This is a genomic window from Mycobacterium colombiense (genome assembly GCF_001665835.1).
Lineage (GTDB): Bacteria > Actinomycetota > Actinomycetes > Mycobacteriales > Mycobacteriaceae > Mycobacterium > Mycobacterium colombiense_A.
In genome coordinates, this window is sequence record NZ_LZSX01000073.1 from 229717 (window position 1) to 254420 (window position 24704).

At 65.8% G+C, this 24704-nt stretch carries 25 protein-coding genes; 15 read left to right on the forward strand and 10 right to left on the reverse strand.

All coding sequences use genetic code 11. From position 1 onward, the window contains the following. Positions 1–189: 189 nt before the first annotated feature. The 4 genes from A5760_RS16050 to A5760_RS16065 form a co-directional block, all read right to left on the reverse strand. Positions 190–1455: an MFS transporter gene (locus A5760_RS16050; RefSeq protein ID WP_082279487.1), complete on the reverse strand. Its 1266-nt coding sequence runs from the start codon at positions 1453–1455 to the stop codon at positions 190–192. A gap of 367 nt (positions 1456–1822) precedes the next feature. After that, positions 1823–3010, reverse strand: coding sequence for a PPE family protein (locus A5760_RS16055; protein ID WP_064882408.1), 1188 nt, complete (start codon positions 3008–3010; stop codon positions 1823–1825). Positions 3011–4025: 1015 nt separating this feature from the next. Next, positions 4026–4865 carry a mycofactocin-coupled SDR family oxidoreductase gene (locus tag A5760_RS16060; protein WP_064882409.1) on the reverse strand — a complete coding sequence of 280 codons (840 nt, stop codon included), beginning with the start codon at positions 4863–4865 and terminating at the stop codon, positions 4026–4028. Positions 4866–5064: 199 nt separating this feature from the next. Next, a complete protein-coding gene (locus A5760_RS16065) occupies positions 5065–5619 on the reverse strand; it encodes a TetR/AcrR family transcriptional regulator (protein ID WP_064882814.1) in 555 nt (184 codons plus the stop codon). A gap of 281 nt (positions 5620–5900) precedes the next feature. On the opposite strand from A5760_RS16065, the gene A5760_RS16070 reads away from it, so the two are divergent. After that, positions 5901–7181, forward strand: a complete 1281-nt coding sequence (locus A5760_RS16070) for a cytochrome P450 (RefSeq protein WP_064882411.1) — start codon at positions 5901–5903, stop codon at positions 7179–7181. Positions 7182–7279: 98 nt separating this feature from the next. Here the strand turns inward: A5760_RS16070 and A5760_RS16075 are convergent, their stop codons facing one another. After that, positions 7280–7729, reverse strand: coding sequence for a DUF5994 family protein (locus A5760_RS16075; protein ID WP_064882414.1), 450 nt, complete (start codon positions 7727–7729; stop codon positions 7280–7282). Positions 7730–8196: 467 nt separating this feature from the next. On the opposite strand from A5760_RS16075, the gene A5760_RS26205 reads away from it, so the two are divergent. The 4 genes from A5760_RS26205 to A5760_RS16090 all read left to right on the forward strand — a co-directional run bounded on the left by A5760_RS26205 (position 8197) and on the right by A5760_RS16090 (position 10950). Continuing rightward, positions 8197–8430: a hypothetical protein gene (locus A5760_RS26205; RefSeq protein WP_082279501.1), complete on the forward strand. Its 234-nt coding sequence runs from the start codon at positions 8197–8199 to the stop codon at positions 8428–8430. A 561-nt stretch (positions 8431–8991) separates the two neighbouring features. Then, positions 8992–9195: a cold-shock protein gene (locus A5760_RS16080; protein ID WP_064882416.1), complete on the forward strand. Its 204-nt coding sequence runs from the start codon at positions 8992–8994 to the stop codon at positions 9193–9195. Positions 9196–9382: 187 nt separating this feature from the next. Then, positions 9383–10051: a M15 family metallopeptidase gene (locus A5760_RS16085; protein ID WP_231122654.1), complete on the forward strand. Its 669-nt coding sequence runs from the start codon at positions 9383–9385 to the stop codon at positions 10049–10051. Between the two features lie 86 nt (positions 10052–10137). Beyond that, positions 10138–10950, forward strand: coding sequence for a methyltransferase domain-containing protein (locus A5760_RS16090; protein ID WP_064882420.1), 813 nt, complete (start codon positions 10138–10140; stop codon positions 10948–10950). Between the two features lie 4 nt (positions 10951–10954). Here A5760_RS16090 and A5760_RS16095 read toward each other — a convergent pair whose 3' ends face one another. After that, entirely contained in the window at positions 10955–11791 is an 837-nt protein-coding gene (locus A5760_RS16095) for an SDR family oxidoreductase (RefSeq protein WP_064882422.1), read from the reverse strand. Positions 11792–11861: 70 nt separating this feature from the next. Here A5760_RS16095 and A5760_RS16100 point away from each other — a divergent pair, with 70 nt between their 5' ends. From A5760_RS16100 to A5760_RS16115, 4 genes are read left to right on the forward strand one after another with little or no spacing between them, the layout of a single operon-like run. Next, positions 11862–13439, forward strand: a complete 1578-nt coding sequence (locus A5760_RS16100) for a methylmalonyl-CoA mutase family protein (RefSeq protein ID WP_064882423.1) — start codon at positions 11862–11864, stop codon at positions 13437–13439. Beyond that, positions 13440–13865 carry a cobalamin-dependent protein gene (locus A5760_RS16105; protein WP_064882425.1) on the forward strand — a complete coding sequence of 142 codons (426 nt, stop codon included), beginning with the start codon at positions 13440–13442 and terminating at the stop codon, positions 13863–13865. It begins immediately after the preceding gene. Next, the gene (locus A5760_RS16110; protein WP_064882427.1) at positions 13850–14806 is read left to right on the forward strand and encodes an LLM class F420-dependent oxidoreductase; all 957 of its coding nucleotides are present in this window, start codon (positions 13850–13852) and stop codon (positions 14804–14806) included. The genes A5760_RS16105 and A5760_RS16110 overlap by 16 nt, the downstream gene beginning before the upstream one ends. Then, positions 14803–15840: a CaiB/BaiF CoA transferase family protein gene (locus tag A5760_RS16115; protein WP_064882428.1), complete on the forward strand. Its 1038-nt coding sequence runs from the start codon at positions 14803–14805 to the stop codon at positions 15838–15840. The genes A5760_RS16110 and A5760_RS16115 overlap by 4 nt, the downstream gene beginning before the upstream one ends. An 8-nt stretch (positions 15841–15848) precedes the next feature. On the opposite strand, the gene A5760_RS16120 is transcribed toward A5760_RS16115, so the two are convergent. Beyond that, complete coding sequence (locus A5760_RS16120) at positions 15849–16754, reverse strand: LysR family transcriptional regulator (protein WP_064882430.1); 906 nt, start codon at positions 16752–16754, stop codon at positions 15849–15851. 164 nt (positions 16755–16918) lie between these two features. Between A5760_RS16120 and A5760_RS16125 the strand changes: the two genes are divergently transcribed. The 3 genes from A5760_RS16125 to A5760_RS16135 are packed head-to-tail and all read left to right on the forward strand — an operon-like array spanning position 16919 to position 19205. Next, positions 16919–17812, forward strand: coding sequence for an SDR family oxidoreductase (locus A5760_RS16125; RefSeq protein WP_064882432.1), 894 nt, complete (start codon positions 16919–16921; stop codon positions 17810–17812). Positions 17813–17820: 8 nt separating this feature from the next. After that, positions 17821–18726, forward strand: coding sequence for a TIGR03620 family F420-dependent LLM class oxidoreductase (locus tag A5760_RS16130; RefSeq protein ID WP_064882816.1), 906 nt, complete (start codon positions 17821–17823; stop codon positions 18724–18726). A 53-nt stretch (positions 18727–18779) separates the two neighbouring features. Further along, the gene (locus A5760_RS16135; protein WP_064882434.1) at positions 18780–19205 is read left to right on the forward strand and encodes a nuclear transport factor 2 family protein; all 426 of its coding nucleotides are present in this window, start codon (positions 18780–18782) and stop codon (positions 19203–19205) included. A 10-nt stretch (positions 19206–19215) separates the two neighbouring features. On the opposite strand, the gene A5760_RS16140 is transcribed toward A5760_RS16135, so the two are convergent. Genes A5760_RS16140 through A5760_RS16150 form a run of 3 tightly spaced genes read right to left on the reverse strand, consistent with a single transcriptional unit; the run spans position 19216 to position 21197 of the window. Beyond that, a complete protein-coding gene (locus A5760_RS16140; protein ID WP_064882818.1) occupies positions 19216–20472 on the reverse strand; it encodes an amidohydrolase family protein in 1257 nt (418 codons plus the stop codon). Positions 20473–20513: 41 nt separating this feature from the next. Further along, positions 20514–20828, reverse strand: coding sequence for a DUF4286 family protein (locus A5760_RS16145; protein WP_064882820.1), 315 nt, complete (start codon positions 20826–20828; stop codon positions 20514–20516). Between the two features lie 30 nt (positions 20829–20858). Continuing rightward, a complete protein-coding gene (locus tag A5760_RS16150) occupies positions 20859–21197 on the reverse strand; it encodes a 2Fe-2S iron-sulfur cluster-binding protein (protein ID WP_064882435.1) in 339 nt (112 codons plus the stop codon). A 124-nt stretch (positions 21198–21321) separates the two neighbouring features. Here A5760_RS16150 and A5760_RS16155 point away from each other — a divergent pair, with 124 nt between their 5' ends. From A5760_RS16155 to A5760_RS16165, 3 genes are read left to right on the forward strand one after another with little or no spacing between them, the layout of a single operon-like run. Continuing rightward, positions 21322–22746, forward strand: coding sequence for a class I adenylate-forming enzyme family protein (locus A5760_RS16155; RefSeq protein ID WP_064882437.1), 1425 nt, complete (start codon positions 21322–21324; stop codon positions 22744–22746). Beyond that, positions 22724–23629, forward strand: coding sequence for an acyl-CoA dehydrogenase family protein (locus A5760_RS16160; protein WP_064882439.1), 906 nt, complete (start codon positions 22724–22726; stop codon positions 23627–23629). The genes A5760_RS16155 and A5760_RS16160 overlap by 23 nt, the downstream gene beginning before the upstream one ends. Next, positions 23616–24704: an acyl-CoA dehydrogenase family protein gene (locus A5760_RS16165; RefSeq protein ID WP_064882441.1), complete on the forward strand. Its 1089-nt coding sequence runs from the start codon at positions 23616–23618 to the stop codon at positions 24702–24704. Before A5760_RS16160 ends, A5760_RS16165 begins: the two co-directional genes overlap by 14 nt.

Consider the following 24704-nt stretch of genomic DNA (forward strand, 5'->3'; position numbering starts at 1 on the left):
GCCCTCGCGTTCTCAGTGCGTCGGCGTCGTCGTCGATCGGTACCGCGGCGGATTCGGCGGGGAGCTCTAGTGCCCGCGGGGTTCGTATCCGAAGCGCGCGCGTCGCCATCGCCCAGCGGCCATCGTTCGCAGATCGACCCCTTTGTTTCGTGTGGTCAGCCCGCGTTCGACCGCGCGCACTGGCTGATCCTAGTAAACCTTGCGCCGGGCCGCTTCTTTTGCGCTCGCTGCTGATCGACCGGGTGCCGCTGTGCCGGTGGATGCGCGGCCCGCGCCCGATGGCGCTCGGGATAGCTGTGGCGCTTTCCTTTCCAAGCCTGGCGGCACTAACCTGACCGGCACCAATTGTATTGCCAGCAAAGGAAACAAACCGCATAGTGCCCAAGCCGTCGGATACGCGGCGACGGTGATCACCGCACCGAAGAGCGGAGGTCCGGCTGCGGCGACCATTCGCTGAGTGGTGTTGTGCAGGCCCAGCGCGCGTCCACTCCAGAACGGCCCGGCGAACTCCGTGATCGCGGTGGCCTCCAGTCCATTGTCGAGCACCGCGGTTACCGATACTGCGACCATGAGTGGCACTGCGAGAAGTGAGGAAGTGTTATCCGTGAGGGCAAGCAGGAACAAGGCCAGGGTCGCGACGATGGCGATGGTGCGGACCGGGCGCATCCGCGAGCCGACCCGATCCGACCAGCGGCCCACCGCGATGCGGCCTAGCCCGCCGAGTAACTGAGAGACAGTGACTAGGCCGCCGGCCGCTGCGATCGACCAGTTGTGATGTTTGGTCAGCCAGACCAGCATGAAGGTCACGGTGATCGTCTGCGGCATCATCAGCAGACTCGCCACAAGGTGGATTCGCCACAGCACGAACGATTTACGATATGGGTTGGCCAATTCCTGCTCGGTGGCTGCCCGTCGAGATTTGCGTGGCGGATCGACTATTCCGATCGCACCGGCGACGGCCGCCACCGCGCATGCCAGGGCCGGGAACATCAGCCCCACGCGCGGGCCGCGCTCGGCCAGTTCTGGAATGACCAGCGCGCCCAACGCGATACCCAGCGGTTGGGCGGTCTGGCGGATGCCCATCGCCAGACCGCGTTGGTGCGGCGGGAACCATGCGGATACCAATCGGCCGCCGGCCGTGTTGCAGCTGGCGGCGGTCATGCCGCCGAGGAATAGGTAGGCGCCGACCAAAAGCAGTGAATGCGCCGACGCCGCGGCATAGGCCGCGGCGGCCGTCAGTGCAGAACCGACCGTCAGCACGATCCGCTCGCCGACTCGGTCGAGCACGTAGCCCCAAAGAACCAGCGTGACAACCATGCCCCAGCTCGGCATTGACGACAACAGGCCGGCCTCGCTCAGTGGAATCCCGCGGGCGCTCTCCAGTGAGGGGATCAAAAAGGCAATGCCGTTGATGAAGAGGAAGGAGCTCGCCGTTATTCCCAACGAGACGGCCATAATCGACCAGCGTCCGCCCGCTCCCAGTTGTGCCGTAATTTTCAGCTCCTTCGCCGCGGGGGCATCATGCGACGTCGTTGCGACAGAACGAAGTTCACCACTCGCGGAAATCGCCGCGCTTTCTTTGGCCGCCGGTACCCAGCGCCGGCGCTTCCACGGTGATCATCGCCAGCAACAACACCCCAATTCATGAAAAGGAGTAGGGGTATTGCCGTTTCGGCTGCAGTTGTCGCGGCGGGGAAATCGAGCAACCGAGCCGTCTGCGGTGGTTGGTGTCCCGCCGGGCTAGCTCGCGAACCGATATCAGTTGCGATATTGTCGGCGCTTCGCTGCTTGAACAGTCCCAGTATCCTCATTCCCACGGCACTCACCCGCCCGCGGGTGATCGGGAAACCACGGTGGGCCGGAGCTCGAATCGGGAAGCCGCATCACTCATCCCACGTCCGGCGGTATTCGCCATCGGTATGAAGGGCAGACCCGCCGGCGCACTGCTTGAAGGTTCAACTATCGGAGTGGAGTGCCAACTGGCACTGGGTAACTCGATGACAGCAGGGCTTGATACCGGTGCCGCTGCCCAGGCAAGCGGCACCGACAGCGCGCCGATCGAGAGCCCGCGGGCAACGCCCGTCGTCATCGCGGTGCCGCTGCCGCCGAGGCCCGACAATCCCAATCTCAGCGCTCGCGTCCCGGAGCCGACCGCGTGGGCGAGCTCCGATTTCACCGACATCGCGGCTGCCGCCGGCGCGCCAACCCCCTTCGACAACGACAGCGCGCTGTTGATGAAGTTGAGGGGATGCATGGCAATCTTTGCCGGTGTCTCCACCAGAGTGCTCAGCTTCGACATCGCCCCTGACAGTGCCGCGGGTGTGGAGGCTCCCGACGTCGATGCCGGCGTTGTGGCGAGTTCGCGCAGCGCTTGAGGAACCGTTGTGATCAATTGAGAGCCGGTCGACATCGCCTCCTGCGCCCGCAGCCCAACCGAGTCGCCCGCCGCGTGGCTGATGGCCGCGCCCTGTTCGGACATACCCGCCGGGTCGGTCGTAACCGGCGGCGAGAGAAACGGAGTCAGCACCGACGCGGCCGCCGAGGACGCGGCGTAGCCGTACATGGCTGCAGCATCTTGGGCCCACATCCGCTCGTATTCGGCTTCGGTGGTCGCGATGGCGGGGCCGTTTTGCCCGAGGACGTTGGTCGTGACCAGCAGCAGCAGTATTGCTCGATTTTCGGCAATCAGCGGCGGTGGCACCATCGCAGCGAACGCGGTCTCGTAGGCGTCAGCGGCTGCCTGGGCATGGTTAGCTGCCTGCAGAGCCTGACCGGCGGTGGTGCTCAGCCAGGTGACATACGGCGTCGCCGCCTCGGTCATCGCTGTCGAGGCACGACCAGCCCAGTGATAGGCGAGTGTCGAGATCACTGAACCGTATACGGTTGCCGCCAGGTACAGGTCCCCGGCCAGTGTGTCCCACGCCATCGCAGCGGCCAGTAGCGATCCCGCACCGGGGCCCGAATATATGCGTCCGGAGTTGATTTCTGGTGGTAATGCTCCGAAGTCCATCGCTATCCCTCTCCAATGGGCGCTGGGAGTTTGCGACGGATATCGGCTGTGGTTGTGCGAGTGGTGAGTTGAGGTACACGCGCGAACATGATCTTCCTCTGCAGGGCATGGGTGTACGGATGTGTGCCGGCGGCGGGTGGTAGCCGCGCCGCGGTGCAACTGATTCGGCCTACGCCGATTTGCGATTACGGCATTCGTGCTTGCGCATCAAGCGCCGCGACAAGAACCAGGACTTGATGCGATAAAGGTTCACCGGCCGGGTGCATGGCCGCATGAGGCGGCACCCAAAGCCTGACGCTGACCGATCAGAGTCGAGCGATGCAGAAGCGGGTCAAAAAATCATGACTACCAGGAGGATTGGCAGGCGCACGTGACTGGGGCGCACTGCGCGGAGTCAACAGGCCGGCCATGGAGGCCGGTGTCGGAAACGACCGATCCGGTGGTGCCGACCGCGACCAGTTCGGAGGCCGATCACGTTTTATCCCAGCACTTTTGAATGGCTTCTGATTCGTCGATGAAGGCCCATGGTCAGACCGACTTGTGGGTTCGCTAGGAGCGTCGACGTGGGCTCGGACGAGATCTGTCCCGGCCTGCGCCACCGTAACCTGTTGTTCGGGGCCCGGCGCGGCGAGCGCCGACCGTAGCGCCCAGCACCCTGTGAGGGCGCCAAAGAGGGCAAGGGCGGCAATGACCGCGACAGCTGATCGCCATGGTCGTGGTTTGCCTAAACCCCAGAGATTCACAGTGATTCACACGTTATCATCGACGACGGCTCTGCGAAGTGCGGCAAAGATTTGAAGATGATTAGAGGAATTCGGCAGCGCTGGCCCGGCGGTGAAGCCCAGCTAAGACCCCGCTCGCTGGAACTACCTGCGGCTTAGCGTCTGGCGGCACCGGGTGCGGATGAAGACGAGATTGACACCAGATGTCGCGACTATGAGCCACCGTTGGCCACTTCGTTGCAATCTCCAGCAACCGTGCGTCGGGTCCGCCCGGTGCGACCTGACGCCTGCCGCTACTTGAGCATGCTCCCGGCGTCGACGGTGACCGGAAGGCCTGTGATGTAACGCGATTCGTCGGAAGCCAGGAACAGCACCGCGTTGCTGATGTCCACCGGCTCGACCCAGCCGACCGGCAGCACGTGCATGAACTGTGCGGCTACCTTGAGGTCATCCGGGCCGGGGTTCTCCAGGTCCGGCCGGAACAGCTTCATAGTGCCCTCGTTCATGAACATCGGCGTGTTCACGTTGGTCGGGTGAACGGAGTTCACCCGGATGAAGTGCTGGCCGAGTTCGACTGCGAAGGTACGCATCAGCCCGACTACGCCGTGTTTGGCGGCGATGTAGTGACCGGTGTGCGGGTAGGCCTTGAGCCCACCTACCGAGCTGGTCAAAATGATCGATCCACCCTGGCCCTGGGAAATCAGGTGCGGCACACCGGCTTTCACTGTTTTCCAAACCCCCGAAAGGTTGACGTCGATCATATCTCGCCAGTCGTCTTCATTGGTCTTGTCGAGAGTCTGGCCACCGTTGCCGATCCCGGCGTTGGCGCAGATGATGTCGAGGCGGCCGAGTTGTTCGACTCCGCCGTCCACCGCCGCCTTCAGGGCGTCGTAGTCGCGCACGTCGACTTCGGCGGTCACGATGCGCCGGTTGAGCCCCTTGATGAGGTCGGCCGTCTCGGCCAGGTCATCCGGCGTCGAGGGTGGGATCTCGCTGCTGCTGCTGATTGGGGTGCAGATGTCGACGGCGATGATGTCGGCACCCTCCTGCGCCAGGCGCACCGCGTGACTGCGGCCCTGGCCCCGGGCCGCCCCGGTGATGAACGCAACCTTGCCCTCGACTCTTCCGCCCATGACTGCACCTCACTGATCCGGGAGGCCGGGATGACGACGGCCCGGCGCACCTTGGTTCGGTCGACTTCAATTATTTGTCGATCGATCAGGAAGGGTGGCACCATTTGGCCGCAGTGTCAACAGATGCCGGGACGGTCGCACGATTTGGTGCTGCGCGGCGGATGCAGCGCGGGGGTCGTCGCGGGAGCGGCGGCCGGCCCTAGCCGCTCGGTATCGGTCCGGTCGCGGGCGCCTTCAGGAGACTCATCTGGCGTTCGACGAACGCGCGCAACTCGTCGTGCCCCTGGGTGACGCCGACCGCGCTCTCGTTGCACAGGCTGCGCGCCACCTGCGCGATCAGCATCGAGATGGCCACCGGCGGGTACTCCTCGAGATCGACGTGGTTGGCGCGCAGCACCATCGTGACAGCCGCCGTCTCGATGTCGCGTACCCGTTCGGCGTAGGCCTTGAGTTCGGCGCCAATTGCCTTGCGGTGATTGGCCAATGCCATGAACTCGGCATTCAGTGTCGTCACCGCGGAATCGCTGTTCATCAACCACAGCGCTTGCAGCGGGTCGTCGTCGGCCAGCAGCGCGCGCATGCGTGCCAGCGCGGTCTCGGCGCCGGCGCGCAGCACCTCGACGAACAGATCGTCCATGGTCGGGAAGTAGTAATAAACCAGGGCCTGCTTGACGCCGGCCTCTGCGGCCACCCGCCGCGACGTGGCCGCGGCATAGCCCTCCTCGCGCATGATTCGAGCGGTGGCCTCGATCAGCTTGCCGCGCGCGCCCGCATCGGCGCCCCTCCTGTTTTGGCGGGTCGCCGCGGGGTTGGACGCGCCGGCCTTGCTTGACCGGCTCGCGCGATCCGTGGTAGGCATACCGCATCCTAGCAATTTGGTCGGTCGATCAGTTTTGTATGACGTAAGCCGCAGTCAGCCGGGACGGAGGGGACGATGACGACCGCCGTGGCCGCCTGCCCACGCCAGGCCATCAGCGTGATCGCCGGGGGACGCGTGATGCGCCCTTTTGTAGGCCAGGAAAAGGAATCGAACTCATGACTGAACTCGCCGACGTCGACTACTTCACCGACGCGGACATCGCGCAAGATCCCTATGCCTACTGGGATTACCTGCGCGGCCAGGGCCCGGTGTTCCGGGAGCCGCATTACGGGGTCGTGGCCGTCACCGGTTACCAGGAGGTCCAGGCCGCATTCAAAGACGTTGCTTCGTTCTCCGCGGTCAACGCGATCGGCGGGCCGTTCCCGCCGCTGCCGTTCACCCCGGAAGGGGACGACATCAGCGACCAGATCGAAGCGCATCGCCACGAGTTCCCGATCTTCGAGCACATGGTCGTCATGGATCCGCCCGAACACGAAAAGGCGCGTTCCCTGCTCGGGCGGCTGCTGACGCCGCGTCGCCTGCGGGAGAACAAGGACTACATCTGGCGATTGGCGGACCGGCAATTCGACGAGTTCATCGCCAACGGTCAGTGCGAGTTCCTCGGCGAGTACGCCAAGCCGTTCGCGACGCTGGCGATCGCCGATCTGCTCGGGGTTCCCGACGAGGATCGTTCCGAGATTCGCCGCAATCTCGGGGCCGGTAATGCGCCGGGCGCCAGGGTGGGCGCGCTCGATCACGAACCGGTGGGCAGCAACCCGTTGCAGTACCTCGATGGCCTGTTCAGCGCCTACATCGCCGATCGGCGGGAACGCCCCCGCGAGGACGTGCTGACCGGCCTGGCCACCGCCACGTACCCCGACGGCTCGACCCCACCGCTTTTGGAGGTCGTGCGGCCGGCCACCTTCTTGTTCGCAGCCGGCCAGGAGACCGTGACCAAGCTGTTGAGCGCCGCGGTGCAGGTCCTCGGTGACCAACCCGAGCTTCAGGCGCGGCTGCGAGCCGACCGAAGCCTGATTGGCTCATTCATCGAAGAGGCGCTGCGCATGCAGAGCCCGACCAAGGTCGACTTCCGGCTGGCGCGCAAGACCACCACCCTGGGCGGAGTGCACATCCCGGCCGGCACGGTCATCATGCTGTGCCTGGGAGCGGCCAACCGTGACCCCCGAAAATTCGATAATCCCGACGAATTCCAGGTTGACCGGAAGAACGTCCGCGAGCACATCGCGTTCGGCCGCGGAATCCACACCTGCGCGGGCGCACCGCTGGCGCGGGTGGAAGGCCAGGTCACCATCAACCGCCTCCTGGACCGAACGCGCGACATCCGGATCAGTGAGGCCAAGCACGGCGTGGCGCCCAACCGCGACTACCGCTACGAGTCCACGTTCTTGCTGCGCGGGCTCAAGGAGTTGCACCTCGAGTTCAGCCAGGCCGACTGACGAGCGTTACTCTTGCGCCGCAAGGCGTTTCACTTGTTGGTAGTAGATTTGGTAGTAGATGATGTTATACCTCGGCGGGATATAGCGCTGGTCGTTGGCTAGTAGCCGGAAGCCCGTTCACATTGTTGTTGTGCGGCCCGCAGGATCGCCTCTGCGGCAATAAATGCGGGTTTGGCGCGGTCGGCAGCCTCGACGGGCAGGTCCGCGGCGCAACGCAGCACCATCAGGGCCAACGCACTGTGGGTCGCGTAAGAGACGATCAGCAGATTCGCGCAACCATGTGCGCCGCTCACCGTCATGACGTGCTGGCGCTTGCCTTCCCACCCCGGCCAGTTGAAATCGGGTGGTCGCTGCAGCGATGACCAGTTCACACTGATGGAAGTGACATCCCCGAGCAACGGAGTCAAGACCGCAACGAGCTCGGGTAATTCATTGGTGATGCGATCTGCACGCGGCCACCACGCGCCGTCGATATCGCGGCCGAGGTGGCGAGCAACCGATAGCCGGATGGGAGTGGCCTGGCGCCGGGTCCTGGCCGCGTAGCTCATCGGAAGTACCGCAGTTGGCAATTCGCGCACCTATTCACGAAGGTGCAGTCATCCGCAGAATTTGTCGGATTTTTCCGGCGTTGGGTGATGGCCGGGATTGCATGATCCACGGGCGGTTCCTTCGCGCTCGGCGTCGTCGAGCCCGCGGGTGCGGGATCAACGGAGGAATCACATTGCCCGGGTGTATCGTCCGCGCCGACTGCGCGGTGGACCACCGCTGACAACGAACGGCTCGTCTTTTACGCTACGCCACCAACGGCCCGCCCGGGGGGTCGGGTGGCCAGCGACAGCGCGCAAGCACGGCACGGCTTGGCCGACGGCGTCTGGGAAATTCGCCCGGTAGCTGAAGCTTGTCATTGCCACCGCAACAAACCTCTTGCGGTGCAAGGGATGAGGAGACGATGCTTGTCATCTGCTCTTGGAGCGGGATGACGGGTAGGGTGGTGGCAACGGCGAGGACGGATTACATGGCAATAGCGAACTGGTGCGACGCGGTTGAGATCCACCCATCGCAGATCCGGGTCGGTGACATCATAGGCACGCGGCGTCCCACCGAATTGCGTCTGACGGTCAAGATGATCAGTGGTCCGCAGAGTGGTCCGCCCCAGTGGACGTTTTTCAGTCGAGACGATAACGGTCAGCAGCGAACCGATACGTTCGGAGAAGGCGAATTGGTCCGCAGGTACGCCAAAGCATCCTGACGTCCAAGCACTTCAACGCCCATCAGGGACGCAATTTGTACGACGTACAGCCTCTGTATCGGGCCGATCGGAAAACGTCGGGTGCTCGACCGGTTTCTCAGAGGTTTCGCCCGAAGCGACATACTTCGGTGCCTCGGGGTGGGAAAACAGGTTCGACTGGTCCATGGGCTGTCCTTCCGGATGAAGAGTTCGGCCGATACGTATTGTTACCTGGCGTCGGACGACGATCGAATCGCACGGCGGTCTCATTCGTGATTCGTTCGCGATTCGCGGTGAGTGACCGCTAGAGCGCGGATCCCTCCACTCTACAGGCCGCCGGCGCCGTGCATGCCGCACTCAGGTGAGCTGCTGCGGTGGCGACCTTTCTGCATCCAAGGGGGCGGCTCCGTCACGGCCTGGGCGCGCTAGTTCCGCCGGTCACACACGTGGACGCCGTCCCGACTCGCTGATAAATGAATCAGCAAGCGACGCAACTATTTTCCAAATATGGTCGGCCTCGTGCTACCCTGAGTCCGCATGGATGTGTTTGGTACATCCGCATTTGATGAGAGAAGTAAGTAAATGACACAGGGAACTGTGAAATGGTTCAACGGTGAAAAGGGCTTCGGCTTCATCACCCCTGACGACGGCACGAAGGACCTCTTCGTCCACTACTCCGAGATCCAGGGCAACGGCTATCGCTCGCTCGATGAGAACCAGCGTGTTCAGTTCGAGGTTGAGCAAGGAGCCAAGGGACCCCAGGCAGTAGGAGTCAGTAGCGTCTAAGAACCTCACATACATCACGGTGGGCTGGTGCGGTTGCTCCGCACCAGCCCACTGGTATTTTCGAACGTTCCCAGCTTTCGGAAGCCGCTGCCCCGTCGGCTGCGACATCATCTAGTGCTTCACCCGATCCGGACCGACCAATCGGGATAATGACCGGATGCGTCTCGCGTGTGTGCTGCTATTGACGATGGCGCTGGCGCTTGCCTGGGTGAGCGGACCACTCACCGCCCAGGCAGGCCCTGACGTGCCGCCGGTCAGCGACGCCGCGCGTGCGGCCGGCTTCGTGGACATCCGTGCCGTCGTTCCCGACGCGGTGCTCGATCTGCGCTACGCGACCGCCAACAACTTCACCCACACGCAGCTCTATCCCTCCGACGCCAGATGCCTTGTGCACCAATCGATGACGCCCGGCCTGGCCGCCGCGGCCGGCGCGTTACGCCCGCAGGGCCATCTGCTGGTGTTTTGGGACTGCTATCGGCCGCACGACGTTCAGGTCAAGATGTTCAACCTGGTCCCCGACCCCGCGTGGGTGGCCCGTCCGGGTCCGTACGCGCGCAGCCATGAGTCGGGGCGTTCGGTCGACGTGACCTTCACGACGCCGCAGCAGCCGTGCCCGTCCGGGCAGCACGCGGGTGGGCTCTGTCTGGCCGACATGGGCACCGATTTCGACGACTTCACCTCTCGGGCAACTGCTTTCAATACCCAGGGCATCAGCCCCGACGCGGTCGCGAACCGGGCTGCGCTGCGTTCGGCCATGAACTACGGCGGCTTGAAGGTGTATTCGGGGGAGTGGTGGCATTTCGACGGCCCGGGGGCCGGCATCGACCAACCGATTCTCAACGTTCCCGTCGACTGAGGCATCCCATATTATGAGACGGTAATTTCATATCGTGGCTGCGGCGCGTAAGCTGCCAGACGAGACGCGGTAGGCAAGGGGTCACAGTGGACGACGAACTTCGAGCGGCCTACACGCACGGCCACCACGAGTCGGTGTTGCGTTCTCATCAGCGACGCACCGCCGAGGACTCCGCGGCATACCTGCTGCCGCACCTGAAGCCGGGGCTGTCCGTGCTCGACGTCGGGTGCGGACCCGGCACCATCACCGCCGACCTGGCCGCCCTCGTCGCGCCCGGGGCGGTCACCGCCGTCGACCAGGTCGACGACGTGCTCGATGTTGCCCGCGCCGAAGTCGAGCGGCGCACTCTGTCCAACGTCTCGTTCGCGACCGCCGACGTGCACCACCTCGAATTCCCCGACAGCACTTTCGATGTCGTGCACGCCCATCAGGTGCTACAGCACGTCGCCGATCCGGTCGCAGCCCTGCGGGAGATGCGGCGAGTGCGCGCGCCGGACGGCATCGTGGCGGCCCGCGACGCCGATTACTCGGGGTTCGTCTGGTACCCCGAAGTGCCGGCACTCGACCTGTGGCGAGACCTCTACCAGCGCGTCGCGCGCGCCAACCGCGGCGAACCGGATGCGGGCCGGCGATTGCTGTCGTGGGCGCAGCAGGCGGGATTCGGCGACATCACACCCACGGGCAGCCTGTGGTGCTATGCCACGCCCGCGACGCGCGATTGGTGGGGCGGAATGTGGGCCGACCGAATTCTGCACTCCACCGTGGCCCGCGACCTGGTGAGCCTCGATCTGGCGACGACCGCGCAGCTCGAGGAGATCTCGGCCGCGTGGCGGGAATGGGCCGCCGCCCCGGATGGCTGGATCGCCATCCCGCACGGCGAAATCATCTGCCGCGCATAGACGCTCAGTCGAGAAACAGGTCCGGAATCGGTTGGTCGCCGCCGCCGTACCGGGACAGGTCCTCGACACCGGCAGACCGCAGAACATCGGCGTCGATGTAGCAGTTGCCGGTCGCTTCCCGGCTGGGGCGAGAGATGATCTCGACCGCCGCGTCGGCCATGATCTCGGGGCTGCGCGACGACTCGGCCAGCTTGTCCCCGTCGGCCATGTTCGCCACCGCCGCGGTGGCGATATACGTCTGCGGCCACAGGCAATTCACCCCGATGCCGACTCTCCCGGGTTGGAAGGCGAATTCCACCGCCCAGCCCAGCGACAGCAGCGTCATGCCGTATTTGGACAGGGTGTAGGCCGGGTGCTCGCCCAGCCAGCGGGGGTTCATGTTCACCGGTGGCGAGATGGTGAGCACGTGCGGGTTGGCGGATTTCTCCAGGTGCGGCACGCACGCCTTGGTCAGCAGGAAGGTGCCGCGCAGGTTGATCTCCTGCATCAGGTCGTACTTCTTGGCCGACAACTTGGCGGTCGGTTCCACCGCGATGGCGCTGGCGTTGTTGACGCAGACGTCGACGCCGCCGAACCGTTGCACCGCCGCATCGACCACGCGTTGCACGTCCTCTTCGCGACGGACGTCGCCGACGACCGCCAGCGCCTTGCCGCCGGCGGCCTCGACTTCGGCCGCGGCGGTGTGCACGGTCCCGGGAAGGCGGGGATGCGGGGTGTCGGTCTTGGCCAGGAGCACCACGTTGGCGCCCTGCCTGGCCGCACCGATTCCGATCGCGAGCCCGATCCCGCGGCTGCCACCGGAGATGACGACGGTGCGATCGACGAGCAAACCGTTGGGCACGGAGCCTCCTTTTACCTGGTCAAGCACGTGGTATTGGCATTCTCTTTTTTTGCAAGTACGTTATTCACCGATGGATAATACGGCCCACACTCCGTCTGGTATCCCGCTGCAGCCCGTATACGGGCCGGCGGATGTAAGCGCAGAGCCTCCGCAACCGGGGGAGTTCCCCTTCACCAGGGGTAACTTCGCGTCCGGCTACCGCGGCAAGCTCTGGACCTTCCGCCAGTACTCGGGATTCGGCACCGCCGAGGAATCCAACCGCCGTTATCGCTACCTGCTGGAGCAGGGCGGGACGGGCCTTTCGGTGGCGCTCGACCTGCCCACGCAGTGCGGATACGACTCCGATGACCCCGAGTTCGGCGAGGAGGTCGGCCGGGTCGGCGTCGCTGTGGACACCCTGGCCGACTTCGAGATCCTGTTCGACGGCATCCCGTTGGACAAGCTCAGCACGAGCATGACGATCAACGGGACGGCGGCGATCCTGCTGGCGTTCTACGTCGCCGCCGCCGAGAAGAAGGGGATCCCGCGGGAGAAGCTCACCGGGACCATCCAGAACGACATCCTCAAGGAGTACGCCTCGCGCGGTACCTGGATATGGCCGCCGGAGCCGTCGCTACGACTGATCGCCGACACCATCGAATTCTGCGCGGCCGAGGTTCCCCGGTTCAACGCGATATCGGTGGCCGGCGCGCACTTCCGCGATGCGGGGGCCAACGCGGTGCAGGAGATGGCGTTCACCCTGGCCGACGGGGTGACGTATTGCGACACCGTGGTCGAGCGCGGTCGGATGACGATCGACCAGTTCGCGCCGCAGATCTCGTTCTTCTTCTACACCCACGGGGATTTCTTCGAAGAGATCGCCAAATACCGTGCGGGACGCCGGCGTTGGGCGACGATCGTGCAGGAGCGTTACGGGGCGACGACGGCGAAGGCTGCGATGTTCCGCTTCGGCTGCGTCTGTGGTGGCGCGTCGCTGTACGCGCCGCAGGCCCACAACAACATCGTCCGGGTGGCCTACGAGGCGATGGCCGCGGTGCTGGGCGGCGTGCAGTCGATGTTCACGGCGGCCTGGGACGAGCCGTTCGCGCTGCCGACCGAGGAAACCACCACACTGGCCCTGCGCACGCAGCAGATCTTGGCGCACGAAACCGGCGTCGCCAGCGTCGCCGACCCGCTCGGCGGCTCCTACTTCGTGGAGGCGCTGACCGATGCGACCGAGGAGCGCATCATCGAGATCATGTCCGACCTCGAGCGGCATGGTGGAATGGTGCAGGCCATCGAGGACGGTTACCTGCAGGGCCTGATCGCCGACGAAGCCTTCAACATGCATCGCGACGTTGAAGCCGGCACCCGGCCCGTCGTCGGGGTCAACCGGTTCGTGACCGAGGAGCTGGCGCACGATGTCGTCACCTATGAACTCGATGCCGAAGGACGTGATCTGCAGCTCAAGCGGCTGTCCAAGGTCAAGGCCGAAAGGGATTCGGCCGCAGTGAAATCCACGTTGGCTGCGCTGTCGCGGTCAGCCGAGGGAGACGACAATCTGATGCACAAGCTGATCGACTGCGCCAACGCGTACTGCACGGTCGGGGAAATGGTCTCCGCGCTCAAGGCGGTATGGGGCGAATTCCAGCAACCGGTGGTGTTCTAGATGGCCGTCCGCGTTCTCGTTGCCAAACCCGGCTTGGACGGGCATGACCGCGGCGCGAAGATCGTCGCCCGCACCCTGCGCGACGCCGGGTTCGAGGTCATCTACACCGGCATCCGCCAGCGCATCGAGGACATCGCCTCGATCGCCGTCCAGGAGGACGTGGCGGTGGTGGGGTTGAGCATCCTGTCGGGTGCCCACCTGGCCCTCACCGCGCGCACCGTGGAGGCGCTGCGCGCCGCGGATGCCGCCGACATCGCTGTCGTCGTCGGGGGCACCATCCCGCACGCCGATGTTCCCAAGCTGCTCTCCGCCGGCGCCGCAGCGGTATTCCCCACCGGGACACCGTTGGACAACCTGGTGCGCGACATCCGCGCGCTGACCGGAACTTCCGACCCAGTCACGGAGGAATCATGCGCGTCGGAGTAATGATCGGCGCCGAGCGTGGCGACATGGCCCGCAAGGTCGACAGACTGACCTCCGATATCGAATGGGCCGAATCCGCGGGCCTGGACACGGCGTGGATGCCACAGGTGCCCAACGACTTCGACTGCCTGACCATGGTGTCGCTGATGGCCGCCCACAGCTCGCGCATCGAGTTGGGTACCGCCGTGGTGCCGCTGCAGGCCCAGCACCCGATCGCCCTTGCCCGCCAGGCGCTCTCGACGCATGCGGTGGCCGGTGGGCGGCTGGCGCTTGGCGTCGGGCCGTCGCACCATTGGATCATCCGGGACATGCTCGGCCTGCCGTACGAGAAGCCGGCCGCCTACACCCGCGATTACCTGCAGGTGCTCAGCGCCGCCGTCGCTGGGCCGGGATCGGTTGACGTCGAGAACGATTCGTTCAAGGTGCACAATCCGTTGGCGATCGGGGCCGACACCCCGATGCCGGTGCTGGTCGCCGCGCTGGGACCGGTGATGCTGCAGATCGCCGGTGAACTCGCCGACGGCACCGTTTTGTGGATGGCCGACGAGCGCGCGATCGGCGATCACATCGCGCCGAAGATCACCAAGGCCGCCGCCGACGCCGGGCGGCCCGCACCGCGGATCGTCGCGGGAATCCCGGTATGCCTATGTGCCCCTGGGCAAGTCGATGAGGCCAAGGAGCGGGCCAACCGCATCCTGGGCGAGGCCGAGGTGTCGCCCAACTACCAGCGCCTGCTCGACCGCGGCGACGCCCGCGATGTCGGTGATCTGTGCGCCGCCGGCGACGAGGAGGCGATCCTGGCCCGGATGCGCCGATTCGCCGACGCCGGCGTGACGGATTTGTCGGTGCGGCTGCTGCCGATTGGCGACAACCGCGACGAGCTGGTCGCATCCAAGCGCCGCACCCGCGAAATGATCGCCTCACTGGCCGCGGAATTGCGTTGACCGCGGACAACACCGGGCCGCTGGCCGGGGTACGCATCCTCGAGGTCGGCACCATGCTGGCCGGTCCGTATGCGACCATGCTGCTCGCCGATCTCGGTGCCGAGGTCACCAAGATCGAACCCGCCGGCGGCGAGATCTCCCGCAGCGTCGGCGCCACCTACTTCGCCAGCCTCAACCGCAACAAGTCCAGCATCACACTGGACCTGAATTCCGATGCGGGACAGCAGCGATTGGGCGAACTGGTCGCCGAATCGCACGCGCTGCTGGTGAACCTGAAGCCGTCCGCCATCCGCCGGCTGGGCCTGACCTACGACGAGTTACGCCGGCACAACGAGAAGATCGTCTGCGTGGCGATCACCGGCTTCGGCCTCTACGGCGGCGACGATCCGGCCTTCGACTACGTGGTGCAGGCGGGCGTCGGCACCGCCGCCCTGACCGGTGACCCGGACGGACCACCGACGCTGCCCGGCTACTCCTCGGCGGACAACTCCACCGGAATGACCGCGGCGCTGGGGTTGTTGGCCAAGATCATCTCCGGAACCGGCGGCCAGGTGGATGTGTCGCTGCGCGACGTCATGCTGTCCCAGCTGAACTACCACGCGTCCGCCTACCTCAACAGCGGGGTAGAACCGCAGCGCCGCCCCTACGGCGCCCACTCCTATTACGTTCCGGCGCAGCTCTTTCCGACGGCCGACGGATATCTGGCGCTGTTCATCACGCACGACGGATTCTGGAAGTCGTTTGCCGCTGAAGCGGGGATCGGGGGCTTCGAGACGATGGCCGAGCGAGTCGCCCGCCGCGACGAGGTGCTGACCATCGTCACCGCGATGCTGGCCACCGACAGCGCCGTCGGCTGGGAACGACGACTGCGCCCGCTTGGCGTTCCGGCGGCGGCCGTCCGAACCATGCCCGAGGCGCTCGAGGCGACCCCGGAGGTGATCGTCACAGCGGGCGAATTCCGGTTGGTCGGGAGCCCGATCCACGTCTCCGGATATGAGCCCGAGTACCGGCCCCCGCCGGAGCTTCCCCAGTAGCGCGTTGCTCAGGCCGGCGCAGGCCCGGTGAGGACAGCCTCCGCGATCTTGCGGAAGGCCGCCAGCAGGCGGCTGCGATCCCCAGCGCGACAAGCCAATACGACATGGCTGGGTTCGACACCTTCCAACGGCACCGTGGTGATATCCGGCCGCACACCGTTGCCGTGAACGCCCGCCGTGATCGCCACGGCTTGCCCCGAGGCGATGAGTTCGAACTTGTCCTCCAGCGCATCGATGAACGGGCCATCGGGTGCCCGGCGACCATCGGGTCGCGGATCGATGCGCCAGAAGGCGCTCCAGGCCGGATCCGAATGCCGCACCCGCGGCATGGGTTCGTCGGCGATGTCGTCGAGGGTGACCGATTCCCTGCCGGCCAGGCGATGGTCGACGGGTATCGCCAGCACCCGCGGCTCGTCGTACAGGATCGTCACGTGCAGCCCTTCGGTCGGAAACGGCAGCCGGGTCACCACCGCGTCCACCCGATGGCCGAGCAACGCATCGAGCGCCTGGTCCCAATCCAAATGCGTGACTTGGACATCGGCTTCGGGATGCGCGCGGCGCATCTCGCGCACCGCGGGCGTGACGATCATGCCCATCGTGTACCCGATGGTGATCCGGCTGGGCTGCGCGGCCGCTCGCGCCTGCGCGGTGGCTTGGGCGGCCGAACGCAGCAGCGCATTGGCCCGGGGCAGAAACACCTCGCCCGCCTCCGTGAGCCGGGTGCCCTGCGGGGTGCGGTCCAACAGGCGGACGCCGAGTTGCTGCTCGAGCCGGCGGATCTGGCGGCTCAACGACGGCTGCGCGACGCGCAGTGCTGAGGCGGCCCGGCCGAAGTGCCGGTGCTCGGCGACGACGACGAAGTAACCCACCAGCCGCAGGTCAAGGTCCACCACCGGCGATGCCGAGTCCGTCATGCGCTCAGTGTAATCAGAGCCCGGTCGCTTTATGCCTCAGAACCCGGTGTGAACTGCCGTGATGCCTGAATTGCATCGCGTCATATGAAACAGGGCTTGGACAAGGCTTTCACCCCGCCATTGACTTATGGCATACATCCCACGGGACCCAGAAGGGAACTTTCATGCACGTCTTTGTCACTGGCGCGACCGGTCACATCGGCTCCGCCGTTGTCACCGAACTCCTCGACGCCGGGCACCAGGTCACCGGTTTGGCGCGGTCGGACGTGGGCGCCGCCGCCCTGCAAGCCGCGGGAGCAACAGCGCGCCGGGGAGATCTCGACGACCTCGACGGCCTGCGCGACGCGGCGGCGGCGTCCGACGGCGTCATCCACCTCGCGTTCAAGCATGACTTCGACGACTTCGCGGGAGCTGCCGAGACGGACCTGCGCGCTGTCCGCGCCATCGGGGAAGCACTCGTCGGTTCCGATCGGCCATTCGTCAGCACGTCGGGAACGCTGCTGCTCTCGCTCCTGGGTCAGGGCGGTGTCGCCACCGAACAGGACACGGCGCCCGGCGGCCCACGGGTTGACTCCGAAAACGCGGTGATCGCGCTCGGCGAGCGCGGGGTTCGGTCGTCGGTGATCCGCCTTGCGCCGCTGGTGCACAGCGATTTCGATCACCATGGCTTCGCCCACCACCTGATCAACGTCGCCCGCGATACCGGCGTATCCGGCTACATCGGCGATGGCGCCAACCGCTGGCCCGGTGTGCACACGCTCGACGCCGCGCGCCTGTACCGGCTGGCCCTCGAAAAATCGCCTGCTGGAACGCGTCTGCACGGCGTCGCCGATGAGGGAGTGCCGTTCCGGGACATCGCCGCCGTCATCGGTCGCCACCTGAACGTGCCGACGTCGAGCATCGCCGCCGAAAACGCCGGCCACTTCGGCTTTCTCGCGCTCTTCGCGTCGCTGGACAATCCGACGTCAAATGCCTTGACGCAGAAAGTCCTCGACTGGCACCCGGAACGCCCCGGGCTGCTCGAGGACCTCGATGCCGGCCACTACTTCGGCGAGTGAGCGACGCCATGGCTGACACAGTGGTCACTACGGTCCGAAAGACGCTGGGGCCGGTGGGCGTATGCCTGCCGGTCTCGTTCACCGGCACACCACCGGCCGACCTGTTGCGCGAGGCCGCGTGCCGCCTGGAAGACGCCGGGTACGGCGCGGTCTGGACCAACGAGGTCATCGGCAAGGACGCCTTGGTGCAGCTCGCCGTTTTGTTGGCCGCGACCAAACGATTGGCTCTTGGCACCTGCGTCGCCAACATCTGGGCCCGGCCGGCCCAGACGATGCACGCCGCGGCCGCCCAACTGGCCCAGGCGTATCCGGGCAGGCTTGCGCTCGGCATCGGGGTCGGCTATCCGGAGCAGGCGGCCAGCGTCGGGCGCGAATTCGGCAGCCCGCTGACGACGATGCGCGACTATCTGGAAGCGATGGACGGCCCGACGTGGCCGCCGGCACCGGATGCGCCGTATCCGCGGATCGTCGCCGCCAACGGGCCGAGAATGCTTGCGCTGGCCGGTGAAAAAGCCGACGGGGCGTTTCCCGCCGGGCTGCCGCCGGAGTTCACCGCCGAGGCCCGCGCGGCGTTGGGGCCGGACAAGGTCGTGGTCGTTGGCCTGTCCATGGCGAGCGACATCCAGGCCGCGCGCGAGGCGGTGTCGGCCAGACTCGGCGTGCCGTCTTATGCGTCGAGGCTGGTGGAGCTGGGCTACTCGGCGAGTGACATCGACGAGGTGAGCGATCGGTTGGTCAATGCGCTTGTCGCGCATGGCGATCCGGCGGATGTCGCGGCCAAGCTGGGCGAGCACCTGGCGGCGGGCGCGGATCACGTCGTGCTGCTTCCGTCTATCGGCGGTGAATTTGACGCCGCCATCGACCAATTCCACCAACTTGGGCGGGCGGTAGCCGAACTCAAAGACGTTGCCTGATGCGTGCTCCAAGTCCTTGTACCTGAGATAGCTGCCTGTTATAGGGTGCAACGATGGATCAGCAGCGGGTCGCCGATGAACTCGAAATCGCCGCGCTACTCAACAAATACGCCCGCGCCGTCGACGCCAAGGACTGGGACCTGTACCGGTCGGTCTTCACCGACGATGCGCATATCGACTATTCATCGGCGGGTGCCGCGGCGGGCCCGCGCGACGAGGTGGCCACGTGGTTGGAACAAGGCTTCGGCGCCATCCCGATGTCGATGCACTACATCACCAACGTGGAGATCCTGGATCTCGACGGAGATGTCGCGACGGTGCGCGCCATGTTCTACAACCCGATGCAGTTGCCGGGCATGGCGGAGCTGAGTTACTGCGGGGGCTACTACCACCACGAGCTGACCCGCACGGCCGACGGCTGGCGCAGCCGTAGCCTGCGCGAGGAGAACGTCTGGTTCGTCAACCCGCCAGCGGGCTGACCCGGCCGGGCTACGTCAGCTGCTTTTCCTGGTAGCGACGCGCCCATTCGGCACGCGATCGGATCGACACGTCCACGTCAATTCCCTTGGCGCGCAAGGCCTTGACATTCGCCTGCTCGCGTGGGGTCCGGGCGAACGGGTCCCAGCCGAAGAACCGGCAGGCGTTGCCCCAGGTGATTTTGTTGATGTCGGAATCGTCGGCGCCGGCGGCGTTCAGCTCGGCGAGCACCTGCTCGGGCGCGTCCGGCCAGAAGCAGTCCGAATGCGGGTAGTCGCACTCCCAGGCGATGATGTCGATGCCGATCTCGTGGCGCAGCTTCAGCGACGTCTTGTCGGTGACGTAGCAGGCCAGCGAGTGCTCACGAAAGACATCACTGGGCAGCTTGTGGCCGAAGTCGCGACGCAGCCATTTCTGGTTGGTGTAGTGCCGGTCGCTGCGGTCCAGGTAGAACGGAATCCAACCGATACCGCCTTCGGAGAAGGCGAATTTCAGGTCGGGATAGTTGCGCATCGCGGGGCCCCACAGCAGATCCTGGGCGCACATCGCCGACACCTGGGTGGCCAGAATGATCAGGTTGTCGATCGGCGCGTTGGGCGCCATGCTGATCGCCCCGAAGCCGGTGCCGATGTGCAGGCACATCACCACGTTCTCCTCGGACAGCGTGCGGAACACCGGCCCCCAGTAGTCCTCGTCGTGGTAGCTCGGAAGTCCTTCCAGGTGCGGCAATTCCGGCATTGTGACCGCCCGGCAGCCCTTCGCGGCGACGCGGCGGATCTCGGCGCACATGCCCTCGGGGGTCCAGGTCGGCAGGATCGCGATCGGGATGAAGCGGTCCGGGTAGGACCCGGCCCAATCGTCGATGTGCCAGTCGTTGTAGGCCGACACCATCACCAGGGTGACGTCCTCGCGCGTCATGTTGAGGTGCCGGGCCGAAAACCCGGTGAAGGTCGGGAAGCACATCGAGGCGAGGATGCCGTTGCGGTTCATGTCGCGGACACGTTCGTGGACGTCGTAGACGCCGGGGCGCATCTCCGCGAAGCCGGCGGGATCGCGGCCCCACTCCTCGGCCGGCCACGACACCACCGCGTTGAGGCCGCTGACGCCCTGCGGCCTGCCCTGGTACATCCATTGGTCCACGCCCTTGTCGTCGGTGACGACGACGGGTGCGTCCTCCTTGTACTTGGCGGGCACGTGCCGCAGGAACATGTCCGGCGGCTCGACCACGTGGTCGTCAATGCTCACCAAAATCAGGTCGTCGACCTTCATCAACCGGTCCTCTCCCGCGCCGCGACTCGAGCCGAACTCGGTCAGCCGCCGCACTCCGTGGTGGTTTCGAGCAGTCGTGGAATCGGCGCCGGGTCCAGCTGCAGGGCGTCCGACATGTGCAGCTTCCCCGCGTTGGCGATCATGTTGTCCAGAATCGCCTGCAGGTCGTCGCCCTCGATCTCGTAGATGGCGACATAGGGTCCGTCGCCGTCAACGGGCCGTAGCCGGCGCGCGGAGACGAACCCGTCCAGGGCTACCAGCTCACCGAGGTGCACCTCGTCGTACCAGGTGTTGTACTCCAGTTCGCGCTCGGGTGAGCTGGGCCGGCTCTCCACGAGGATGATGCCCTTGGCCATCTTGGACATATCAAGCCACCTCTCTGGCTGCTACTCGTAGCGCACCGTGACCGAGTCCGAATCCGGAACGCCCTGGCACGTCAGAATGTAGCCCTCGGCGACCTCGTCCTCTTCGAGAGCGTCGTTGACCCGCATGGTGGCCTGGCCCTCTTCGAGCTTGGCCATGCACGTACCGCAGTTGCCGGCCTCGCAACTGAAAGGTGGTTCCAGCCCGGCCCGTCGCGCGGTCTCCAGCAGGGTCTCGCCCGGGACTATGGGCACCGAGACCTTCTTGCGGTCGAGATGAATCGTCACCGTTCCTGCGCTGGAGCCGTTTGTTGCCGGATCTGTCACCCGTGGGGTCTCCTCGATGATCCGGGTGACCGTCACTGAGACCGCCCCCTTCCGTACTTGCATTCTTCACTATAGAGAATACTATTCTCACGAAGCGATAGCATCTTCTCAAGACTGTATGGATGTCGGGTCAGCCCGGTCTGTCAGGGAAGGACGGGACGTGACCGAGCCGGCGGCGCTCGTGTTCGAGGAACGGCGATTCAGCGTGCCCGAACTCGACGCGTTGGCCGACGGATGGGCCGCCACCCTGGCGAAAGATGGGGTCACGCCAGGTCAACGCGTCGCCGTCATGGCCTCCAATCGGCCGGAGTTCCTCGCCGTCGTGCTGGCGATCTGGCGACTGGCCGCCACAGCGGTGCTCATCAGTCCCGCGTGGAAGCGCGACGAGGTCGACCATGCGCTCGCGCTGACCAACCCCGAGCACGCCGTCGGCGACCACCCGGTGCTGGCCGGTCTGATGCCGATGCTGCACATGGACCAGCCGGTCGCACCCGCAGAGCCGACAGCCGGCGCACCGCCGCCTGCGGCGGACGCGGCGCTGGTGTTCAGTTCCGGCACCACCGGCCTGCCGAAGGCCGTCCGGCACACCCACGCCTCGCTGGACGAGGCGGTGCGGCACTGGCGCCAAGCGCTGCAACTGACCCGCCACGACCGCATCCAGGTTGCGACGCCACCGTCACACATCCTCGGACTGTTGAATCTGCTGACCGCCCTGAAGACCGGCGCCCGCGTGCGGCTGCATCCCCGGTTCGACATCGACCGGGTGTTACGGCACATCGAAAGTGACCGCATCACAGTGGAAATGGCGGTCGCTCCCATCGCGCTGGCCATCGCCTCGCATCCCGACCTCGAGTCCTATGACCTGTCGTCGCTGCGCTACATCATGTGGGGTGCCACCCCGGTCACCGCCCACGTCGCGGAGACGGTGACCCGGCGCACCGGAGTCGGTTGGCTCCCGGCCTACGGAACCACGGAATTGCCTGTCGTAGCGTGCAATCCGATCGATGACCCGCGCCTCGACACCGTCGGACGCGCGGTGCCCGGGGTCGACCTGCGGGTCGTTTCGCTGGAGACCGGCGAGCCGGTCGGCGCGGGCGAGGTCGGTGAGATCCAGGCCCGGTCGGCATCGCTCATGGCCGGTTACCTCCCGGCCGAGGCGACCTCCGATGCGGTCCGCGACGGGTGGTACCGCACCGGGGACGTCGGCTGGCTCGACACCGGCGGCTGGCTGCGGATCACCGACCGCCTCAAAGAGATGATCAAAGTGCGCGGCTTCCAGGTCGCGCCCGCCGAAATCGAGACGGTGTTGCACGGTCATCCGTCCGTCAAAGACTGCGCAGTGTTCGGGATTCCGGACGGACTGAACGGCGAAGCCGTCGTCGCCGCGGTCGCCGCATCCGAACCCATGGACGCCGACGCCGCCGACGCGGTCGCCACCGAGTTGACCGCCCGGGTGGACGAAAGACTGGCGTCATATAAACATCTGAGCCGGGTCGTGTTCGTCCCCGACATTCCTCGCCTGCCTTCCGGCAAGGTGCTGCGCCGAGTGCTGAAGGAGCGATATGGATGTACGTCTGACAGCTGAACAACAGCAATTACGCGATGCCGCCGCCAAGCTGGCCGACGATCTCGGGCCGGCAGCGGTTCAGGATCTCGACGACCAGACTCGAATCACCCGTCTGGACAAGCAGATCGAGAACACCGGCTGGCGGGCGCTGCGTTCCGACGGGGCCTCCGGTGTGGAGGTGGCCATCGTGGCCGAGGAATTCGGCCGCCGGCTGGTCGACACGCCGTTCCTGGGTCCCGTGCTCGCCGACGATCTGGGCCGCCACGTCGGTGCCGACGTATCGGCGACGACCGTGGCCGTCGACGATCGGGTGATCGATGCCCGCGGCGCCCGGCAGGCCCTGTCGCTGTCGGGTGGCACGGTTCTCGCCGTCGATGTGCAGGTTTCGCCGCAGAGCGTCGACCTCACGCGGGCCGACGGCACGACCGCGGGATCGCCGGAGACGTTGGGCGTCGTGTCGCCCGAGGTTGCCGAACAATGGCGGGCCCTCGCGCTGGTCGCCACGACGGCCGACCTGGTGGGCATCGCCCGCGGCGCACACGCCGTCGCGTGCGACTATGCAAAAATCCGCGAACAGTACGGCAAGCAGATCGGCTCGTACCAAGCCATCGCGCACTTGCTGGCCGAAAGCCTTGCGCTGATCGAGGGTTCGGTGAGCGTGTTGCGGCATGCCGCGTGGGCCGTCGACGAGCTCGCCCCCGCCGAAGCCATTCGGGCCGCCCAGATCGCAAAGGTCTACTGCGGGCGCGCCACCCGCACCGTCTGCGAGACGGCCATCCAGGTGCACGGCGGTATCGGCAACACCTGGGAATGCGTGGCGCATGTCTACCTGCGCCGTGCCCTCACATCGACCGAGCTGTGGCCGGTCGCGTTGAAGGAGATCGATCTTGGACTTTCGTGACTCACCCGACGAAGCCGCCTTCCGGGAGCGGCTGCGCACCTGGCTTGCCGCACACGCCAAGGAGTTCTCGGGCTCGGGCGACGAGTACTGGGTGCGCATGGCCGACTGGCACCGTGCTTTGTACGAGAACGGCTTTTTCGGCCTGTCCTGGCCACGCGATTGGGGCGGCCAGGACCTGGCGCCGGTCTACGACGTCATCGTCGACGAGGAGCTGGTGCGTGCCGGTGCGCCGCCGCGCCCCAGCGTCGGCTATCTGGTGTACGGCATCGGCGCCCACGCCAGCGACGAGCTCCGAAAGCGCTTCCTGCCCGGCATCATCAACGGCACCGAGCGCTGGTGCCAGGGGTTCAGCGAGCCGGGCGCCGGCTCGGATCTGGCGTCGCTGACCACCACCGCTCGCCTCGAGGGCGACAACTATGTGGTGAACGGGCACAAGATCTGGACCAGCTATTCCGATGTGGCGGACCGGTGTCTGTTGCTGGCGCGCACCGACCCCGAGGCCAAGCGACACCGCGGCCTGTCTGCGTTCGTCCTGGACATGAAACAGCCTGGCGTGCAACAGCGCCCGCTGCAGATGATCAACGGGGTCACCAACGAATTCGGCCAGGTGTTCTTCGATGATGCGACGGTGCCGGCGGACCGGATGGTCGGTGCTCCCGGCGATGGCTGGGCCGTGGCCATGACGGTCGTGGGGCACGAACGCGAGCCCTCCACGCTCGGCTATGCGGCCCGCTACGGCAAGCTCGTCCGAGAGCTGTTGTCGCGCAACGACGGTGAAGTGCCCGAGGAGCTGGCGTGGGCCGCGGTTCAGTCGGATATGCTGACCCATCACGTCCGCCGGCGGCTCTCCGAACAGCTCGACGGGGTATCGCACGGCTCGGAAGGCTCGCTGGACAAGCTGCTGATGACGTGGGTCGAACAATCCGTGGGGCATGCGGCCCTTGCCGTCACGGGAACCCGCGATCCCGATCTACTGAGCGCCTACCTGTACAGCCGGGCGCAGAGCGTCATGGGCGGGACATCGCAGATACAAAAGAACATCATCGCTTCACGAATCTTGGGATTGGGAGTCTGA

Excerpts from the sequence above, each read along its gene's own strand:
- A5760_RS16050 (WP_082279487.1), bottom strand. The coding sequence starts at position 1,455 with ATGGCCGTCTCGTTGGGAATAACGGCGAGCTCCTTCCTCTTCATCAAC.
- A5760_RS16055 (WP_064882408.1), bottom strand. The coding sequence starts at position 3,010 with ATGGACTTCGGAGCATTACCACCAGAAATCAACTCCGGACGCATATAT.
- A5760_RS16060 (WP_064882409.1), bottom strand. The coding sequence starts at position 4,865 with ATGGGCGGAAGAGTCGAGGGCAAGGTTGCGTTCATCACCGGGGCGGCC.
- A5760_RS16070 (WP_064882411.1), top strand. The coding sequence starts at position 5,901 with ATGACTGAACTCGCCGACGTCGACTACTTCACCGACGCGGACATCGCG.
- A5760_RS16075 (WP_064882414.1), bottom strand. The coding sequence starts at position 7,729 with ATGAGCTACGCGGCCAGGACCCGGCGCCAGGCCACTCCCATCCGGCTA.
- A5760_RS26205 (WP_082279501.1), top strand. The coding sequence starts at position 8,197 with ATGGCAATAGCGAACTGGTGCGACGCGGTTGAGATCCACCCATCGCAG.
- A5760_RS16080 (WP_064882416.1), top strand. The coding sequence starts at position 8,992 with ATGACACAGGGAACTGTGAAATGGTTCAACGGTGAAAAGGGCTTCGGC.
- A5760_RS16085 (WP_231122654.1), top strand. The coding sequence starts at position 9,383 with ATGGCGCTGGCGCTTGCCTGGGTGAGCGGACCACTCACCGCCCAGGCA.
- A5760_RS16100 (WP_064882423.1), top strand. The coding sequence starts at position 11,862 with ATGGATAATACGGCCCACACTCCGTCTGGTATCCCGCTGCAGCCCGTA.
- A5760_RS16105 (WP_064882425.1), top strand. The coding sequence starts at position 13,440 with ATGGCCGTCCGCGTTCTCGTTGCCAAACCCGGCTTGGACGGGCATGAC.
- A5760_RS16110 (WP_064882427.1), top strand. The coding sequence starts at position 13,850 with ATGCGCGTCGGAGTAATGATCGGCGCCGAGCGTGGCGACATGGCCCGC.
- A5760_RS16120 (WP_064882430.1), bottom strand. The coding sequence starts at position 16,754 with ATGACGGACTCGGCATCGCCGGTGGTGGACCTTGACCTGCGGCTGGTG.
- A5760_RS16125 (WP_064882432.1), top strand. The coding sequence starts at position 16,919 with ATGCACGTCTTTGTCACTGGCGCGACCGGTCACATCGGCTCCGCCGTT.
- A5760_RS16130 (WP_064882816.1), top strand. The coding sequence starts at position 17,821 with ATGGCTGACACAGTGGTCACTACGGTCCGAAAGACGCTGGGGCCGGTG.
- A5760_RS16135 (WP_064882434.1), top strand. The coding sequence starts at position 18,780 with ATGGATCAGCAGCGGGTCGCCGATGAACTCGAAATCGCCGCGCTACTC.
- A5760_RS16140 (WP_064882818.1), bottom strand. The coding sequence starts at position 20,472 with ATGAAGGTCGACGACCTGATTTTGGTGAGCATTGACGACCACGTGGTC.
- A5760_RS16145 (WP_064882820.1), bottom strand. The coding sequence starts at position 20,828 with ATGGCCAAGGGCATCATCCTCGTGGAGAGCCGGCCCAGCTCACCCGAG.
- A5760_RS16160 (WP_064882439.1), top strand. The coding sequence starts at position 22,724 with ATGGATGTACGTCTGACAGCTGAACAACAGCAATTACGCGATGCCGCC.